Raw genomic sequence first — 17068 nt, 5'->3', positions numbered from 1 at the left:
TGCGTACATTTGCAATCCAATGTAATAACCTTAATTATATCAATGCAATGCAAAGAAGCTACCTTATTCTTATTATTATCTGTTGTTCTATCTACGGAGTTGCACAAGCACAGGGCATCCCTGTCCCCAAACATCATCAATTGAAATGGCACGAAGCAGAGATGGGTGCTGTGTTTCATTACGATTTACACGTATTCGACGGTATCCGCTACGGACAAGGTAACAACCGTATCAATCCCATTGAAGACTACAACATTTTCAACCCGACGGAATTAAACACCGACCAATGGATAGAAGCCGCCAAAGCTGCCGGATGTAAATTCGCCGTACTGACAGCAACTCACGAAACGGGCTTCGGACTTTGGCAAAGTGATGTCAATCCTTACTGCTTAAAGGCAGTCAAGTGGCGCGACGGTAAAGGAGATATTGTACGCGACTTCGTTAATTCTTGCCGTAAATATGGTTTGCAGCCGGGCATTTATGTAGGTATCCGGTGGAACTCTCTATTAGGTATCCATAACTTCAAAGCAGAAGGGGAAGGAGATTTTGCCCGTAACCGTCAAGCATGGTACAAGCGGCTTTGTGAAAAGATGGTCACAGAACTTTGTACCCGGTATGGCGACCTTTATATGATATGGTTTGATGGCGGAGCCGATGACCCACGCGGAGATGGCCCCGACGTAGAACCTATCGTAAACAAATATCAGCCGAACTGCCTTTTCTATCACAATATTGACCGTGCCGACTTCCGTTGGGGCGGTTCGGAAACGGGCACGGTAGAATATCCCTGTTGGTCTACTTTCCCCGTTCCCTGTTCGCACCATAAACGCATTGAGAGCAATATCGACCAACTGGAACTGCTGAAACATGGAGATAAGAACGGAAAATACTGGGTTCCCGCTATGGCAGACACACCCTTGCGAGGAGCAAACGGTCGCCACGAATGGTTTTGGGAACCGGATGACGAGAATAATATTTACTCCTTGGACGTACTGATGGATAAATATGAAAAGTCGGTAGGACGGAATGCAACGCTTATCCTCGGATTAACGCCCGACCCGACCGGATTGATTCCTGCCGGAGATGCACAGCGACTGAAAGAAATGGGTCATGAAATAAACCGCCGCTTCTCTTCCCCGATAGCTGCCACTTCGGGAAATAAGAAAAGCCTGACACTGAAACTGGACAATAAGCAACGTGTGAATTACTGTATTATCCAAGAAAATATCAAAAACGGAGAACGTATCCGGCAGTATAAAATAGAAGCCAAAGTAAACGGAAAGTGGCAAACGATTTGCAACGGAGAATCCGTAGGGCATAAACGTATTGAAAAGTTCACCCCCGTAGAAACGGATATATTACGGTTGATTGTAAACGAATCTGTCGCGCTACCGGACATTATCAATTTCAGTGCATATTCCATAGAATAAAAGAAACATCCAGAAAAGCCCGGCATTATTAAAATAAAGAAATAACACAAAACTTTCCCCCATGAATAAAAAGACATTATTTCCCCTCGCACTCGTGCCCTTTGCAGCAACCAGTCTGCAAGCACAAAGCAATGTACAAAGCAACGTACAAACCGAACGTACAGACAAACGCCCGAATATCATTCTCTTTATGGTGGATGATATGGGATGGCAGGACACGTCACTTCCTTTTTGGACACAAAAGACGCATTACAACGAACTGTACGAGACTCCGAACATGGAAAGGTTGGCTCGTCAGGGAATGATGTTTACCCAAGCGTATGCCAGCAGTATCAGTTCTCCTACGCGATGCAGCCTCATCACCGGAACAAATGCAGCACGCCACCGTGTAACCAACTGGACACTGCAAAAGAATACGATGACAGACCGCAAGGACAGTCTGCTGGCTATTCCCGACTGGAATTATAACGGTGTCAGCCAAGTGCCCGGCACTAACAATACCTTTGTAGGAACTTCTTTCGTACAAATCCTAAAGGACAGCGGTTATCATACCATCCATTGCGGAAAAGCCCATTTCGGTTCTATTGACACTCCGGGAGAAGACCCGCACCATTGGGGATTCGAGGTAAACATAGCCGGACATGCTGCAGGCGGACTTGCCAGCTATCTCGGAGAAGAGAACTACGGACATACCAAAGACGGAAAGCCGGTTTCACCTATGGCTGTTCCCGGACTTGAGAAATACTGGGGCACGGAAACGTTCGTTACCGAAGCATTAACCTTGGAAGCTATCAAAGCACTAGACAAAGCTAAAAAATACAACCAGCCTTTCTACCTGTATATGGCTCAATATGCCATCCATGTGCCTCTCAATAAAGACATGCGCTTCTACGATAAGTACAAGAAAAAAGGTATGACCGACCACGAAGCCGCTTATGCCACTCTTATCGAAGGAATGGATAAGAGTTTAGGCGATTTGATGGACTGGCTGGAAAAGAATGGAGAAGCTGACAACACTATCATCATCTTTATGAGTGATAACGGCGGACTTGCTTCGGAATCGTACTGGCGTGACGGAAAGTTGCACACACAAAACCATCCGCTAAACAGTGGGAAAGGTTCGACTTATGAAGGTGGTATCCGCGAACCAATGATTGTCAGTTGGCCGGGAGTAGTAGCTCCGGGCAGTAAATGCGGCAACTATTTACTGATTGAAGACTTCTATCCCACTATTCTCGAAATGGCAGGAATCAAGAAATACAAAACGGTTCAACCGATAGACGGAGTCAGCTTTATTCCTCTATTGAAGCAAACGGGTAATCCTTCCAAAGGACGCAGCCTTTTCTGGAATATGCCCAACAACTGGGGAAATGACGGGCCGGGCATTAACTTCAACTGTGCAGTCCGCAACGGAGACTGGAAATTGATTTATTATTATGGCAGCGGGAGAAAAGAATTATTCAATATCCCGGATGATATAGGCGAAAGTAATGACCTCAGCGCACAACACCCGGACATTGTGAAGAAACTATCCAAAGAGCTAGGTAACTACCTGAGGAAAGTAGACGCACAGCGTCCAACCGTCAAAGCAACCGGAAAGCCCTGTCCGTGGCCGGATGAAATCAATTAGTTCATTCTGTAAAAAAGCGTTCTAAACATAAAGTGTGGCGGGGAGTGTGGATTTATTCCACACTCCCCGCCACACTTTCCACATATTCCCCACTGCTTTCCACACCTATGTATTATCCGATTTCTTTATTATCCCATTACTTATCAGCGTTTTACAAGCATCTTATTTTCTTTGGCACGTACTTTGACCTTTATTAGGAGTTAATGTAAAAGCAATAACCGATTCCTTAACACAAAAAAGAATTGAAAACATATGTCTAATTATCATTAAAGCAAACGATTATGAAGAAATTAGTATTAGTAGTAGCAATGTTTATGTTTGTTTGTGGTGGTTCATTCCTTGTAAAGGCTCAGAACTCTGCCGAAGCTGTGACAGCCCAGGCAGGAGTTAATGCCTCACTTATCGTTAATGATACAGTAGTGAAAGATACTGTAACCAAAGACGAGCCTGTGAAAACGGAACTGAGTGCACCAACCGCTTTTGTCAATGATACAGTCGTGAAAGACACTGCATCCAAAGACAAACCGGCTGAGCCTGTCAAGGAATAACCTTGCCAATAACAAGCAGGACATAGTCTGCCGAACAATAGTAAGCACACTACAAAAAAGCCATCCCTACTTCGTCTATTCCGGGGATGGCTTTTTTGCGTTTATATCAAGTCTAATAAAGTAATAAATTTATGTGTCCGGGCTTCTCAATCCAATATTTACGGAAAAGTTCTTCGTAATTCTTGGAAGGGTCAAAATGTCTTGCCCTGTATAGTAACCAGCAAACTTGTTGCTGTGAATTATCCCAGCCGCTAATCTGCCTGTAAGGAGCAAACTCTTTCTCTGTTTTACCTTGATAAGTAGCTATAAAATCGAGCGCCTTACCAATGCATCTTCCATCATCCGACGTACGATGATAAAGAGCAGGAAGCAAAGGTTTTGCCATTTCGCAAATCTCCAGCATATGAATAAGATTATATTCCGAATACGAGTGTCCTAAAGAGCGTGCCAATTCCAAAGGCATTTTGCCGTCAGGTTCTATCTGTTTATACAACCGATTGGAATGAAGTCCGTCAATCAATTTGAAAGCAGTATCATTGTCACGCAAAAACAAAGATATAGAAATAAGCAGTTCATCATATGCAACGGCATGGTTATTCTTGGTTCGGCTTTCCTCTTTACCTACTTTACTTGTCGTAAGCCAGGTATTAAATTTACGGAACCATACTTTCAAATCATTATCCACCCGCTCCGTATAACAGGATGAAGATTCCAGCAACCCTATCGAACTCAGTACGTCAACAAAAATACGCCCTTCGATTATTCCGGCTGCATGTCCCATGTCACCGTCATTACCAGGAATAACTTGTGCATACAGCAAATGAGGAGTCATCTTTGAATTCGCATTGATAAACCAGACCTTTAAGTGTTCGACCGCCTTCTTCGCAAACCGCTCATCGTCACTGAAGAAATAAGCGGCACTCAGCCTAACCACATTCTTGCACATCTGTACCTGATACGTAGCATCATACTTTTTATAATTAGGATTACGAACGCCATCCTTTTGAAACCAGGGTTTTCCATCAGGAGTATCCGGATTCGGCCAACTGTATTTTCCTACTGTAATAAAATCGTGTTTGTTGCCGCTAATCGCCACACACTCGTCCGGCTTATTCATTACCGAAGGAGCTTTGCACTTCAACAAAGCCGTAGCTTCCTTTATCAGTTGTTTGTAGGGCAACTCATAAGTTTTGTCTCCCGCTTTCAAACCTTTCTTTATACGAAGCATATTCTCATAATTCCAAAGCATTGCCGCAGGACGTTCCTTTTCCAAAACTCTATAAGTAACTTTTATCTTACCCTCAGCCCTTTTATCTCTCAACACAATTCCTAAACGAGTATAAGGCTTCCCTTTTTCACTTATCACTTCTTCTTTTATATCAAAAGTACATCTATCTGCATCAATGTCAACCTGTACTCTTTCTTTTCCACGCATCAATAAGAGTGTGTTTTCTCCACTCTTCTGCCATTTGGCACGAGTAATAAGGGCTGTCTCAAAAGCCTCGGGTTTCGAGAAAGAATAATTATCCACTACCTCCAAAGCAGGTTGTTCACTGGCACGGTGGAAAACAAATGTACGAGTCAGCTTCTTTAAAGAAGGTACCGGATAGGCTGAAGTGAAATCAAATGCAAAGATATCCGTACCTTCTGAAAAGTCAGTCTTTATTATCTTTGCTTCCGCCTTTTTACCATCAATCTGTTCTGTACCGGCTACATAAGGTACAGGATGTCCATAAGAAGCCAAGGTTTTAAATGCCGTATAGCGTTCCGGGCTGAACGTACGGCTATCGTAAGGAACCAGACCGGGGTCTTCAATCATCGTTTCTTTCCCGACTACCATTGTATATGAGCCTATATCATTGTGATTGTGATGTTCATTGTTATTTCCGCCCTTTAAAGCAACTCCCATCTTGCAAGTCGAATCCTGGTCAGTACGTACTATCAACAAACCACCATAAGGAAAATAAGAACGTAAAGTTTCTTTTTCCTTATTCATTGCTGTTTGTTTACCCAATTTCGTTGCACGTGGAAATACATTAATAATGCAATCGCTCATATTGAATGTCAGTCCCTCATTGTAATATTTATCAGAAGGTAACTGTAGCCCCACTGTTCTATTCAAATAACGCATTATATTCCGGGAAGGAGAACTTCCTGTTTTACAATCCGCAATAGCCGGATATATCTCATTGATAATTTCCAGATTAGAAGGAAAGCAGGCTATTTTATAGATTTTTTCCGGAGACTGCTGAAACAAGTCCAGCTTCCCTCCCGTATCCAACCATAATTTCTCACGAAGCGTAATATAATGCATCATTCCAAAGTTGTAGTAGCCTAATCCTTCTGTACAATAACCATCGTCCAAGAAACCTGCTATAAAGTTTTGAATATACCGTTCGGCGATAGCGGCATATTTAGCCCGCTCCAGCTTATCCGGTATTAATGTCAATGCCGCACAAGTTACCCCGTCCAGGCAAGCGGCATTCCAGTTATTAGTACCGGTTAACCACCAGTGGTCTTTATTTTTACCGTTGATAGTTCCCATCAAAGGATGAAAAGCACGAGTATAAAGTTCTGCCAGCAAATCGGTACGTAACTTGGCAGGCAATTTGTCATCAAGCAAATAAACCGCCTGAGAAAGATGGACTGCATTGAGTGCAGTAGCCAGTTCAACGAATCCTTTATAATTGTGTTTATAATAATGTTTCGGATTCACCCAGGTTTTCTGCTTCATTATATCATAGATAGCATCCTTTACCATTTTGGTGAAGCGCCCCTTATTCTCCAGACACTCTGCCCACACTAAAATGGATAAACATTTTAAACGGTTATTTATCATGTCCTTTCCCGATTGTGTGTCTCCGTCGGTAAATACCCGGTCGTATAATTTCTGATCCCAAACTGGAAATCCTTCACGAAGCATCTTCTCCGCTTCATTCATTGTTTTTTTATATTTGCCCGTAGCATATAGTTTATCCCAAGCCACGCGGTTCTTATAAGTGTCGCCCAATCCGAACGGAGCATCCGGCAACATATCTGCAATCTCTTTTACCCGTTGCATATCAATTGCCTGCAACTTTACTTTGGGCGTACTTTCGGCTTGTGCCCATAAATCATCGGACATTCCAAACAGGAACAAAAAGAAAAATAGAAGATAAGTATTATGTTTCATATTAGTTGATAGTTTACAAATGGTCTACTGGATTAAACTCTCTCTGGTTCTTTGAAGGAATACCTTTTATCAAAGCTTTCTTCAGTTCTGGCAAATATTGCTCATAAATGTCCTTAGGCTGGCATTTTTTCTCTTTACACAGAAGCACGCCGATAGCTACGACTTCCCCCATCATCCCTATTGTACCCTGTACTCGTGTGGAAGCCAATGCTATACGAGTGACACTAATATTCCGTCCCGCCATAAACATATTAGAAATATTCCGGGAGTAAAGACACCGGAAAGGAATTAAATAGGGTTTGTTCACATTCTTGCCAGCTACCATATTCTCTACTTTCCCGATAGGATTATCATTATGTTTTTGTACGGAAAGAAACTCCTCCCGGGGAAAATAAACAGAGTTTTCCGGATGAGGAAAATGTTGGTCAATACTATATGTAGCCACTACTGCACCATCTGTATATCCGGTGTTCTGTTCTAAAATATCGCGTTGAGTGAGAATATAATCCCCCATCAGGCGTCTTGATTCTCTCTTCCCCAAAATAAACGATACGTCGTTCAATACAGATTTAGTGTATTCACTTTTAAAGGAAGCGTTATTCTTCAGGTATGACCAGTTGCCATAAATAACCCGGAACCAATAATCTCTTATCTGTTCGGCATCCGTAATCTGATTCTTGTAGAATCCCGTTTCCCAGTACCAGACAAAGCCCATAACTTTCTGACAGGTTCTCTCCGTAAACTTCACTGCCCAAGGCAGTGTGGGAAAAGATGATAACGTATCGGTTTGCTGTGCCTGCCATTTTACCGTAGCTCCCAATGTCAGGCTGTCATTTACCTCAGGCGCCATGTCTTCATTGAATTCACTACGCAGTTCACGTCCCATCCTATAATCCGCACCGGCTAAATACCCCAAGTTTCCATCTCCCGTACAGTCAGAGAAGAAACTTCCTGCATATTCATATTCTTTACCGGTTGTTATATCCTTGGCTATTACTGTATGGATTTGCGTTCCCCGCTTAGTCACGGCAAAAACATGCTGATTATAAACTACTGTAAGATTCTTTTCCTCAGATATTATTTTCTCCGTAAGAGCATAGTTCTTATATATATTACCTAACTCAGCCAATACATTCCCAATTTCCGGATAAGGCTCCTTACGAATCCCTCCCAATGTACCGATAGATACTTCCGGGCTATTATTGCCGCCAACTACGGGACGGTTTTGTATCATCAACGTTTTCAGCCCCAGTCTGGCTGCTGCAATGGAAGTACATAATCCGCCAACACCACCACCGACTACAACAAGGTCATATTTTTCTTCAGAGACTATTTTTTGTACTCCCGAAAATTGTCGCCGCAGGACAGATAACTTTTCCCCCGACGCAGGAAGGTTGAGCGCCGCATCCGTTGACAGCACTATCGCATCACAACGCCCGGCGAAACCTGTAAGGTCGTGAAGCTTTATCTGAACCTTTCCTTTCTGAAGACGGCTCTTTCCGGCATATTGCCATCCCCACTGCGATGTTGTTCCAAGAACATCACCGACCTGCCTGTTATCAATAAAGAGCTTGAATATTCCGGGATACTGCTTGTCATTCCATGGTGCGTTCCAGTTATAAGTTCTTACCCATACATGATAATCATCCGCCTTATCAATCTGTAAAGAAGTGGTGGCATCTTCAACCGGACGCCCGTTCCCATGTGCCATCAGATAAGGTGAACCCATCTGGTCCATAAACTGTGCATCAACCACCCATCCGCCTTTATGTTCGAATTGTTCCGCTTCCACCCACAATGTCTGAGCGAAAAGCGGCAAAGTAAAAGTCTGTAAAAGCAGAAATATCCCAATGCTCGTTATCAAGTAAGGAAGCTTATAAAAAATATTGCCCTTCATCTTTAAGTCTTTTTCTGAGTTTTTGAACATCTACATCATGCACATCGGGCCGGGTCATTAATACAGCGTGAGCCGCTGCCATCCCTGCCGCTTCGCCTGTCACTAACGAAGCAGGCATTATACGTACACTTCCGTAGATTAAGTGGTCGGCAGAGATACACCGTCCCGCTGTTAATAAGTTCTTCATCCCTTTCGGAGTAAGAACACGATAAGGAATACCGTGCGACTCTCCTTTTTTATAACGGGGGATAGAGACCTTTTTACTATGAACATCAATATAATAGCAATTGCGCCCTATTTCATCCTCAAAGGTACGTCTATCCTTCCAGTCATCAATTGTCAATGTATAATCACCTAGAATTCTCCGGCCTTCACGAATACCGACTAGAGAAGCAGTATTGGTCAGGCTGCTCTGTCCAAAAGTATCCGGATAAGTTTCACGTAATGCCCTCAAAGCCTCTTCAGCTATTTTTCTTCCTTTAATAGCTCCGGCTGAAAGTTTCTCTGCATCCGTTCCATCCATATTATGAATATGCCCTGCGTTAAACTGCACCGAATTCTGGGTTACAAACACATTATTGAAATGAGTATCCAGTAAAGGATATTTTTTAGTTGCAATCATTGCTGTCAATGACTTCTTCATTTCCTCGTAAGTAGGCTTGAACGTATTCTGATAAGTCTCCTTATTTACATTATCCAGCATAAAGCAAAGCGTAGCCGACTGCATCTTTCCCTTTTCATCTCCCTTTTGAAAAGACGCCCCTGCCCATGCTGAGATGTCACCATCACCGGTACAGTCTACATAGACTTTAGCCTTATAAGCTGTCAATCCATTTTTATTGGCAACAATAATAGCATCAATTTCATCATCAGCATTTTTTATAACATCTGCCACACGAGTATAAAACAAGACTTTTGCGCCGGAAGCCAAAACCATATCATCATATACCTTCTTCAGATACTCTGCATGAATCGGCACCCAATCCAGTTGTTTCTTAGAAATATGAGGAACGCCTTTCTTCGATTCCATCAATACCCGTTCGGCAATGCCGCGATAAATAATTTTCTCCTTGTCTGTAAACGGACACCAAGCTGGTATCAGTCCTAATGTCCCCATGCCTCCCAATGCTCCCATTGCCTCTATCAGAAGAGTCCGGGCGCCTTCGCGTGCAGCGGCTATCGCCGCTGCGCATCCGGAAGGTCCACCACCAACAATTATCACATCCCACGATTTATCATATTTGATATTTTTCGGTGTGAACTGATAACTATTTTTTCTTGTATTTTCTACTGAAGAGCCTTGTACTGAAGAGAAACCGCTTAAAGCTATTCCTCCTCCCAACAAAGCCATTCTTTGGATAAATTTTCTTCTTTCCATGAGTTTTCTATTAATTCAAAGGAAACTTGTCGACTACATGTATAACTCCATTTGTCGGACGGATATTACTCGTCACAACCGGGGTTCCGGCAGTAGCCACCGCAGCGTAATGAATCCTCATATTATAACCTGTTACCGTATTAATCCACATATACATTTTCTTATCCCTATTTATCGGTTTCATCGCTACCGGATTTATTGTCAATTCCAAACTGGATATCGGTTCTTCCAACATCAGAGAATTCAATAAATCCTTTATATCCTTATCAGACATATTATCCAGTCCTGCATATTTTTTAGTCTGAAAGTAAGCTACAAAAGCAACATCATTCATCACAATATAAGTACGGTCTGATGCTTCATACTCATCTTTGAATCCTACCCGGTCGACAGCCTGACATAAAATTCCCATATCAATCTCCTTGCGGCTTTGTATAAACTCATAGGCTGTTTGGTCCAAATAAGCATTTCCCGGAGTATATTCATAGTCATAATCTTCCTGCAAATCATATCCGAACAAGCTGCAAGAAGAAAAGCTGCATGTCACAATCAATACCAAAAGCGAATTTAATAATCTATTTTTCATAATCATATTTTATTTATAAAGAGTTTGCTAACAATCAATATTCTCCAAACTGCTTCAAATTAGCATTATCTAAAATATTATCATAGAGTACCGGACTATACAACTGCCAGTCATGTTCAAACGTCTTATAGGTGATGGTTGCGTCATATAATTTCAGATAGTTCTCAAAATAATCATTCATCACCTGTTTGGCACGTCCCGTACGAATCAAATCGAACCAGCGATGCCCCTCGCCAATCAGTTCCATCTGCCTTTCCTGGAGAATATCACTTTCAATAGCGTATATCAAATCATTCCCGGATAATCCCTCATAATCAGCAAGCTTCTTTTCCGTCAATCCGGCACGTTTGCGTATATCAGTCAAGAGTTTCAAAGCGTCATCCGGTCTTTTTAATTGGTTCAGTGCTTCCGCACGCAGCAGCATAATTTCTCCCAAACGATAAACAGGGATATATTTTTCATTGGTTTCCGCCACTCCCACTCCCGGTTCCCATTTCCAGATAGCGGCTCCTTTGGGAAAATCAGTGATATGTGAATCCGTATATACCAATGCCTTGTTTAAAGTCTGGCTTCCTCGAAGGTCGTCGGCATAATCTCCCGATTGCCATGCTTCCCGTATTCCTTTAGAAGGTATCATTTGCGGAGAATTCATTCCATTCATTTTATAAATGGCATTATTTTTCCCATTATTCTCAAACAGCCATTTTAATGTCCATATATTTTCTGATGTAGTAGCCTTAGAACATACGGTAGCAAACTCGGCTCCGGAAACTAAAGAATATTTTTCCGCCAATACCAAACCGGTATATTTTTCTGCCGTCACATAATCATGAGTCCACATCGCATAATGAGCATACAGACAATACAAGGCTGCCGGACTGAATGTGTAAAGTTCTGTACTCAGACCTACATAGTTTATCAAACCGACCGCTGCTTCCAAATCATCCTTAATCTGTCCCAGGATTACTTCTTGGGATGATTGCGTTGGTTTATCAACTTCTTCCAATGATAGAGTGGGCTTGGTAATCAAAGGAACATCACTCCATATACGCACCATGTTGAAATAGCAGAATGCACGCAAGAAATAAGCCTCAGCCATATAATTGTTCTTTTCCTGTTCCGGCAGATTCTTGATTTGTGGTATAAAATGTATAGCATAATTAGCCGTCGATACAGATTTATACCAGGTATTCCAATTGGTAGACGGATGCACTGAATTCAAGTTATTGGTGTTCACCAGTTTCATAGGCATACCGTCACTGGAAGTTGAGGCTCCGACAAAATTATCCGAGCGTCCCTCAAACCAAGACATATAGTTACCACCGGAGTTCCGATTAAAATTTAACAGAAAGTCTGCATAAATAGAGTTTAACCCAGCACGGGCATCTTCTCCCGTTTTCCAGAATATAGATGTAGAAATATCACTGACAGGCTCTACATCCAGGAAATTATTGAGACAGGATGTGCAAAGTAGAGCAATACACATTACCGCAAATATCTTTTTCATCATTTTCATATATTTAGAAGTTAACATTTAAGCCGAATAATAATTCTTTGCTGCGAGGATACGAACGTGAGTCATTGCCAATAGCGAAACCGGTGCCTGGAACTTCCGGGTCAAATCCGGAATAATTTGTCCAGGTGAAGAAATTCTGCATCATCGCCGACACGCTGACACTTTCCATCTTTATTTTTTTCGCCCACTTCTTAGGTAAAGTATAAGCCAGACGGATATTCTTTAAACGAATGTAAGAACCGTCTTCCACCCATAAGCTGCTTTCTGCACGTGTGTTATCCTGTGCCAAAGTTCCTATCGGACGGGGAAACTTGGCAATATCCCCCGGTGCTTTCCACGAATTTGCTATATTAATCGGATTACCCCGGTTAAGAGAAGACCAGCGATGTTCCGAACGAATCTGTTCATATGCATTATAAACATCACCGCCAAAGGCAAATGTGAAGAAGAACGATAGAGTAAGACCTTTGTAAGTAAACTCATTATTAAAGCCTCCTGTCACTTTAGGCTGACCGCATCCCAAGACCTGACGGTCTTCCGCGTCAATCACACCATCTTTGTTTACGTCATCCCACATCACATCACCACCTTCAAGTACGGCATTATTGGCTGTCATCTTCTTTATGTCTCCCGTATATTCTTTTCCATCCAACTCGTAACGGACGAAATGGTCTTTCTCATCAAAAACAGGAGTCAGTTGCTTCCACTCCGGCGTAAATGCATTCGATTCCGTATATGGAAAAATACCTTTTGCTTTCCAGCCATAAATAGTTCCTACCGCATAACCCTGGTCTATCAAAAATACATTGTTTACAATCTGGCGTCCACCTTCAGGAATGGAAACAATCATATTTTTATTGAATGAAAGGCTGAGATTTGTAGACCATGAGAAATTCTTCGTTTGAATATTATCGGAAGAGACTGCAATTTCCCATCCCTTATTCTCCACGTCCCCCACATTCTTGAAAGAAGAACTGAAACCGCAAGTCTGCGGCAATGGTACTTTATATAAGACATCATTTGTCTTTTTATTGTAATAATCAACGTTCAAAGAGATACGTCCATCCAGAAACATGATATCAAGACCGATATTGGTTTGTTTCGTTTCTTCCCAACCCAAATTTACATTGGATAGCTGGTTGGGATAAATACCGGGAGAATCTGCATAATAATTAGTAGTGTAAAGTCCCAGTGAGGCAAAGTCGCCTGCTGCCTGATTTCCGGTAACTCCATAGCTGACACGCAGCTTGCCATCATGTAATACAGGTTGCGCCCATTTCAAAAACTTCTCGTCCGAAAAGCGCCATCCTAAAGATACCGACGGGAAGAAAGCCCAACGATTATCACGTCCGAAACGGGAAGAACCGTCATAACGCAAATTGGAATTAAACAAATAACGGCTTTTATAACTATACGATGCCCGTCCGAAGAAAGAAGACATACGGTTACGGCTCCAGGTTGCCTTAGTATCATTCATATTGACTCCCTCAAAAGTATTGCTTATTTCAAGGGCATCCGTTATATTATCCGTTACAGACAGTCCCGTTACATCAACGTTCGACTCACGTAAGCTGAAGCCCCCCATCAGAGTCATGTTATGTCCCGATTTGAACTTCTTACTGTAAGTCAGTACATCTTCATGCGTCCAGCCGGAATACAGGGTTTCTTTATTTATAGCCGACCTGCGTTTGTCAGTAGTCAGTATCTCCGGACGGAAACGGGCATATTTCTCCAGGTTGAAATTAGCCGCAATACTGGATTTCAACACTAAATTCTTAGTAAATGAGTACTGGATATATTCATAAATATTAGCTGTATATTTACGGTAATCATTTTTCCCCATCACACTTTCGGCAACCGGATTACTGATATTCCCTATATTCTCCAGAAACGAACCATCCGGTGCATAGATCGGATAATTAGCCGGACGCTGGAATATACGGTTACGAGATTCTGACGTGGCCTTCCTCTGATTAGTTAGTGCCAAATAAATACGGCTTCCGATAGAAAGACGGGGAGTGGCATCATAAGTCACGTTTATACGTGAAGACAATCTCTTGTTATAGGTATTGATTTGAATACCTTCGGCGCCCAAGTAACCCAGGCTCAGATAATACTTCACTTTCTTTTCGGCTCCCGCTATACTGGCATCCAACTGATGAGTATAAGCCGTACGGAAAATCAAATCCTGATAATTATGGTCTTCTATTTTCATCGGATTCAATGAATCACGAGAAATAGATGTAGCTTTTCCACCGGACATATAGCTGCGTAATGCTTCATACTCAAGCCCCTGCATACGGTTCATTTGCGGCAATGTTTTAGATATGCTCGACTGAGTCAGTGCATAATTGACACTGATTCTCGGCTTAGACGATTCACCTTGTTTCGTAGTAATAATAACGACTCCATTAGCCGACCTTGAACCGTAAATCGCTGTAGAAGCCGCGTCTTTCAGTACTTCAACAGAAGCAATGTCACGAGGATTCAGGTCATCAATATTGTCCACTTCCATTCCATCAACTACAAATAAGGGATTAGAACCGCCTTCACTCAAGGTAGATGTACCACGGATACGGAAAGTAGAACTACTTCCCGGTTCTGAAGAAGTCATAATATCAAGTCCTGAGATTTTGCCTTGCAAAGCCGTACTCAAATCTATAGGCTGTGAAGATTCTATATCCTTGGCACTGACAGACACGATTGCGCCTGTTATATCCCTTTTCTTCATGGAACCGTATCCTACTACCACCACTTCATCAAGATTCTGCGTCATTTCATGCAGGGTCACTTCCTTATGCCGGGAACCTTTCACGTCGATTGTTACCGGTTTATATCCCATACAGGAAATTACAAGTTGTGCATTGGGAGCGACTGTTATAGAGAAGCGCCCCTCAAGGTCAGTAGTCAGTCCGGTCTTAGTGCCTTTCACCACAATACTGGCCCCGGGAACAGGTCCCAGCTTATCCGAAACCACACCGGTTATTGTTATATTTTGGGCTATAACAGTTTCTCCGAGCAAAAGAAAAAGCAAGAATAAGATTGTGTTAACTCTTTTCATGTTTATAGATTTATAGGGTATTACATAGATTCACTGACAACAACCGTAACAGCATGCCATTTAGCACTACCAGTTTGAGATATTACCTGGAATTTCACTTTGTTATCAGCCGGAGTTGCAAAATTCCAATCCGTTTCCGGGTCTTTTGAAAAAGTCGCGTTCTTTGAGTCAACCGCCAACTCCATCAACGGACGTAACTTACTGATATCCGTACCGGCAGGCACTGTGACAGTAGCATTATTATTAGCAAAAGAACCACGGGGAACCGTACCGTCAGCAAAAGGAACATCAGGAAAAGAAATAGCATACAATGTATTTCCTTTATACTTATACGTATTCTTCACAATGAGTGAATATACCGCCACTTTCCCGCTTTGCGCAATAGCTGTATATTCCAAATCCGGTTGTGAAAAGTCTACCGGTTCAATATTCCCCGGAGTCACCGTCGTATAAGGAGACAATACAATTTCAGGCCGTATCTTTGTCATATCAATATTGTCCGGCAGTTCAATGGTGATTGTCTTATTGCTTTGGTCAATAACTCCTTGATGATTCACAAATATATTACCGGCATTATATCCAGGCTTTACTGTAAAACCAATAATACTTCTCATATTAGACTTCGGCGCATCGCCTGCATCTTGCTTATCACAAGCTATCACAACTCCCAGAATGAGTAGCAATATACTTAGCTTACCAATCAACAGTTTTTTCATGTTTACATATAATTTATAGGTTTAACAATAGCGTTTTTCGTTTTATTTCACTTTACTCTTTCTTCTTTTTCCAGCTTCAGCATTTCAGAAGCAGCCATCAGAAATGCCCCACTTCCATATTCCTGATTATGCCCTATCTCTACCTTCTCCGGTTTAGCACCTATCAACTGGACATAACCGAGCTTACCTTCATGGTTGACAGATTCCACCAATCCTTGCCACCCCTTTTTCACCTGGGGCAAGAAAATCTCCTTATCAAGCAAACCATTGTTCACTCCCCACGCAAGAGCATACGTAAAGAACGTACTGCCACTTGTTTCCTTTACAGGAATATCGTCCGGGTCCAGAAGGCTGGGACGCCACAAACCATCCGCCTGCTGAAGAGGTGCTATCTTATGTATCATCTGCAAATACAACTCTTCATACTTAGGATAATCAGGATGCTTCTTATTCATCATAGCGAGTATTTGCGCCAAACCACCGAGTACCCATGCATTCCCACGTGACCAGAAGGATTTTTTGCCATTGGCTGTCATTGCATTGAAATAGTTCTTGTCCCGATAAAAAAGGCTATCGGGCTTACTATACAGGAAGTCTGTCGTATCCCAGTACATATCATGCAGATAAGAGTAATACTTTTCATCCCCCGTGAGTTTCCCTAATCTAACCAATACCGGTGGCTCCATAAACAGGGCATCGCACCACCACCAGTCTACCCGTCCCGGTTTAGGGTCGGCAATAAGACTGTCAATCGACATTTTTATCCCATTCAGCATTTCTTCCCTGCGAACCACAGCATATGCGTCAAGATAAGCCTGTCCACAAGCCAAATCGTCAGCATGGCGAAATTTCGGACCTCTTTTCCACCCCCAGCCTTCACCCCAACGCAAAGCCTGATTCAGAAAAGTAGTATCCTGCGTAGCATTGTATGCATACATCACTCCCGAATAAAAAACAGACCTGGCCCATTGCTCCTGCCAGTCATTCAAAGAATCGGGATGAGCGACTTGCCATCGTGCCACTTTAAGCATGATGTCTTTTATAAAGGTCTCATTGTAGATTTCTCCCGTTGCCTTCTCCTTTTTCTGTGTAATCATGTTACATCCTGTAAAAAAGAGCAACAGCAAACATGTA

At 42.4% G+C, this 17068-nt stretch carries 11 protein-coding genes; 3 read left to right on the top strand and 8 right to left on the bottom strand.

The genetic code is table 11. The features are described from left to right. Nucleotides 1–47: 47 nt before the first annotated feature. The 3 genes from BacF7301_RS07730 (at nt 48) to BacF7301_RS07720 (ending at nt 3608) form a co-directional block, all read left to right on the top strand. Complete coding sequence (locus tag BacF7301_RS07730) at nt 48–1430, top strand: alpha-L-fucosidase (RefSeq protein ID WP_167967142.1); 1383 nt, start codon at nt 48–50, stop codon at nt 1428–1430. A 61-nt stretch (nt 1431–1491) separates the two neighbouring features. Then, entirely contained in the window at nt 1492–3060 is a 1569-nt protein-coding gene (locus BacF7301_RS07725) for a sulfatase (protein WP_167961734.1), read from the top strand. A 281-nt stretch (nt 3061–3341) separates the two neighbouring features. Further along, nucleotides 3342–3608, top strand: coding sequence for a hypothetical protein (locus BacF7301_RS07720; RefSeq protein WP_167961733.1), 267 nt, complete (start codon nt 3342–3344; stop codon nt 3606–3608). A 112-nt stretch (nt 3609–3720) separates the two neighbouring features. On the opposite strand, the gene BacF7301_RS07715 is transcribed toward BacF7301_RS07720, so the two are convergent. The 8 genes from BacF7301_RS07715 to BacF7301_RS07680 are packed head-to-tail and all read right to left on the bottom strand — an operon-like array spanning nt 3721 to nt 17031. Next, nucleotides 3721–6780 carry an alginate lyase family protein gene (locus tag BacF7301_RS07715; protein WP_167961732.1) on the bottom strand — a complete coding sequence of 1020 codons (3060 nt, stop codon included), beginning with the start codon at nt 6778–6780 and terminating at the stop codon, nt 3721–3723. A 13-nt stretch (nt 6781–6793) separates the two neighbouring features. Beyond that, the gene (locus BacF7301_RS07710) at nt 6794–8677 is read right to left on the bottom strand and encodes an FAD-dependent oxidoreductase (protein WP_167961730.1); all 1884 of its coding nucleotides are present in this window, start codon (nt 8675–8677) and stop codon (nt 6794–6796) included. Next, a complete protein-coding gene (locus BacF7301_RS07705) occupies nt 8655–10055 on the bottom strand; it encodes an FAD-dependent oxidoreductase (protein WP_167961728.1) in 1401 nt (466 codons plus the stop codon). The genes BacF7301_RS07710 and BacF7301_RS07705 overlap by 23 nt, the downstream gene beginning before the upstream one ends. 10 nt (nt 10056–10065) lie before the next feature. Beyond that, nucleotides 10066–10641: a fasciclin domain-containing protein gene (locus tag BacF7301_RS07700; protein ID WP_167961726.1), complete on the bottom strand. Its 576-nt coding sequence runs from the start codon at nt 10639–10641 to the stop codon at nt 10066–10068. Nucleotides 10642–10675: 34 nt separating this feature from the next. Next, nucleotides 10676–12157: a RagB/SusD family nutrient uptake outer membrane protein gene (locus BacF7301_RS07695; protein WP_245208414.1), complete on the bottom strand. Its 1482-nt coding sequence runs from the start codon at nt 12155–12157 to the stop codon at nt 10676–10678. Between the two features lie 4 nt (nt 12158–12161). Next, nucleotides 12162–15218: a SusC/RagA family TonB-linked outer membrane protein gene (locus tag BacF7301_RS07690; protein ID WP_167961724.1), complete on the bottom strand. Its 3057-nt coding sequence runs from the start codon at nt 15216–15218 to the stop codon at nt 12162–12164. A gap of 20 nt (nt 15219–15238) precedes the next feature. Continuing rightward, a complete protein-coding gene (locus BacF7301_RS07685; RefSeq protein WP_167961722.1) occupies nt 15239–15934 on the bottom strand; it encodes an SGBP N-terminal domain-containing protein in 696 nt (231 codons plus the stop codon). 47 nt (nt 15935–15981) lie between these two features. After that, nucleotides 15982–17031, bottom strand: a complete 1050-nt coding sequence (locus tag BacF7301_RS07680; RefSeq protein WP_167961720.1) for a glycoside hydrolase family 88/105 protein — start codon at nt 17029–17031, stop codon at nt 15982–15984. Nucleotides 17032–17068 lie beyond the last annotated feature (37 nt).

This window comes from Bacteroides faecium (assembly GCF_012113595.1).
Lineage (GTDB): Bacteria > Bacteroidota > Bacteroidia > Bacteroidales > Bacteroidaceae > Bacteroides > Bacteroides faecium.
This window is presented reverse-complemented; position numbering and strand designations above follow the sequence as displayed.